This window comes from Paraburkholderia silviterrae (genome assembly GCF_004353915.1).
GTDB classification, from domain to species: domain Bacteria; phylum Pseudomonadota; class Gammaproteobacteria; order Burkholderiales; family Burkholderiaceae; genus Paraburkholderia; species Paraburkholderia silviterrae.
Genome location: NZ_SMRP01000070.1, coordinates 1 through 2,728, shown reverse-complemented (window position 1 = coordinate 2,728; position 2,728 = coordinate 1). Strand labels below are relative to the sequence as shown.

Genomic DNA, 2,728 nt, shown 5'->3' with positions numbered 1-2,728 from the left:
GTCGCTCAGCTCGTACGTGTAGCCGTTCGAGCCGAAGTTGCTTGCGCCCTTCGCCAGTTCAGCGTTCACCACCGTCAGCGTGCCGAGGTCGCTGTTCGCGGCGTCGGTCAGCGTGTAGCCGCCCGTCGAGCCCGACACGATGCCAGCCGTCGCATTTTCCAGGTTGCTCAGCGTATCGCTCAGCTCGTACGTGTAGTGGTTCGAGCCGAAGTTGCTTGCGCCCTTCGCCAGTTCAGCGTTCGCCACCGTCAGCGTGCCGAAATCGCTTTCTGCTGCGTCGGTCAGCGTGTAGCCGTCCGTCGCGCCCGAAATGATGCCGTTAGCAGCGCCTTCCAGGTGCAGCAGCGTATCGCTCAGCTCGTACGTGTAGGCGTTCGGGCCGAAGTTGTTTGCGCCCTTCGCCAGCTCCGCGTTCGCCACCGTCAGCGTGCCGAGGTCGCTTTCCACGGCATTGGTCAGCGAGTAGCCGCCCGTCGAGCCCGACAGCAAGCCAGGCGCCGCGCCTTCCAGGTGCAGCAGCGTGTCGCTCAGCTCGTACGTGTAGCCGTTCGCGACGAAGTTGCTTGCGCCCGTCGCCAGTTCAGCGTGCGCCACCGTCAGCGTGCCGAGGTTGCTTTCCACGGTGTCGGTCAGCGTGTAGCCGCCCGTCGCGCCAGACACGATGCCAGGCGCCGCATTTTCCAGTTCGCTCAGCGAATCGCTCAGGCCGTACGTGTAGCCGTTCGAGACGAAGTTGTTTGCGCCCGCTGCCAGTTCCGCGTTCGCCACCGTCAGCGTGCCGAGGTTGGTGTTCTCGGTGTTGGTCAGCGCGTAGCCGTCCGTCGCACCCGACACGATACCGGGCGCCGCGACTTCCAGGTGCTGCAGCGTGTCGCTCAGGCCGTACGTGTAGCCGCCCGAAGTGAAGTTGTTTGCGCCCTTCGCCAGTTCAGCGTGCGCCACCGTCAGCGCACCAAGGTCAGTCTGCACGTTCGTCAGCGAGTAGCCGCCCGTCGCGCCCAACAGCAGGCCAGGCGCCGCGCCTTCCAGATGCAGCAGCGTATCGCTCAGGCTGTACGTGTAGCCGCCCGCACCGAAGTTGCTTGCGCCCGTCGCCAGTTCCGCGTGCGCCACCGTCAGTGCACCGAAGCTGGTATCCGCAACGTCAGTCAGCGCGTAGCCCTCCGTTGCGCCCGCCACGATGCCGGACGCCGCACCTTCCAGGTTCGCCAGCGTGTCGCTCAGGCCATACAAATAGCCGCCCGAGACGAAGTTGCTCGCGCCCGCCGCCAGTTCCGCGTGCGCCACCGTCAGCGTGCCGAGGTTGCTGTTCGCTACGTTCGTCAGCGTGTAGCCGCCCGTCACGCCCGCAACGATGCCAGGCGCTGCGCCTTCCAGGTCGCTCAGCGAATCGTTCAGGCCGTACGTGTAGCCGCCCGAGACGAAGTTGTTTGCACCCGCGGCCAGTTCTGCGTGCGCCACCGTCAGCACACCGAGGTCGCTGTTCGCAGCGTCGGTCAGCGAGTAGGCGTCCGTCGCACCCGACACGATGGACGGTGCGCCTTCCAGGTTCGCCAGCGTGTCGCTCAGGCCATACATATAGCCGTTGGAGACGAAGTTGTTTGCGCCCGTCGCCAGTTCAGCATTCGCCACCGTCAGCGTGCCGAGGTTGGTGCTCGCGTCGTCGGTCAGCGTGTAGCCGCCCGTCGCGCCCAAAATGATGCCGGACGCAGCGCCTTCCAGGTGCAGCAGCGTGTCGCTCAGCTCGTACGTGTAGTCGTTCGAGCCGAAGTTGGTTGCGCCCTTCGCCAGCTCCGCGTGCGCCACCGTCAGCGTGCCGAGGTTGCTTTCCACGTCGTCGGTCAGCGTGTAGCCGCCCGTCGCGCCCGACACGATGCCAGCCGTCGCATTTTCCAGGTTGCTCAGCGTGTCGCTCAGCTCGTACGCGTAGGCGTTCGAGACGAAGTTGCTTGCGCCCTTCGCCAGTTCCGCGTTCGCCACCGTCAGCGTGCCGAAGTTGCTTTGTGCAGCGTCGGTCAGCGTGTAGCCCTGCGTCGCGCCCGACACGATGCCGGTCGCCGCATTTTCCAGGTCGCTCAGCGTATCGTTCAGGCCGTACGTGTAGCCGCCCGAGCCGAAGTTGTTTGCGCCCACCGCCAGCTCAGCGTTTGCCACCGTCAGCGTGCCGAGGTCGCTGTTCGCGTCGTCGGTCAGCGTGTAGCCGCCCGTCGCGCCCGAAATGATGCCGTTCGCAGCGCCTTCCAGGTGCTGCAGCGTGTCGCTCAGGCCGTACGTGTAGTCGTTCGGGCCGAAGTTGCTTGCGCCCTTCGCCAGCTCAGCGTGCGCCACCGTCAGCGTGCCGAGGTTGCTTTCCACGGCGTCGGTCAGCGTGTAGCCGCCCGTCGCGCCCGACACGATGCCAGGCGCCGCATTTTCCAGGTTGCTCAGCGTATCGCTCAGCTCGTACGTGTAGCCGTTCGAGCCGAAGTTGCTTGCGCCCTTCGCCAGTTCCGCGTTCGCCACCGTCAGCGTGCCGAGGTCGCTGTTCGCGGCGTCGGTCAGCGTGTAGCCGCCCGTCGAGCCCGACACGATGCCAGCCGTCGCATTTTCCAGGTTGCTCAGCGTATCGCTCAGCTCGTACGTGTAGTGGCTCGAGCCGAAGTTGTTTGCGCCCTTCGCCAGCTCAGCATTCGCCACCGTCAGCGTGCCGAGGTCGCTGTTCGCGTCGTCGGTCAGCGTGTAGCCGCCC

At 65.8% G+C, this 2,728-nt stretch carries 1 protein-coding gene; it reads right to left on the bottom strand.

Annotated elements, in window-relative coordinates; translation table 11 throughout:
• The coding region (locus tag EYW47_RS41260; RefSeq protein ID WP_165976823.1) for a beta strand repeat-containing protein at positions 1-2,728 on the bottom strand (2,728 nt) is incomplete at both ends.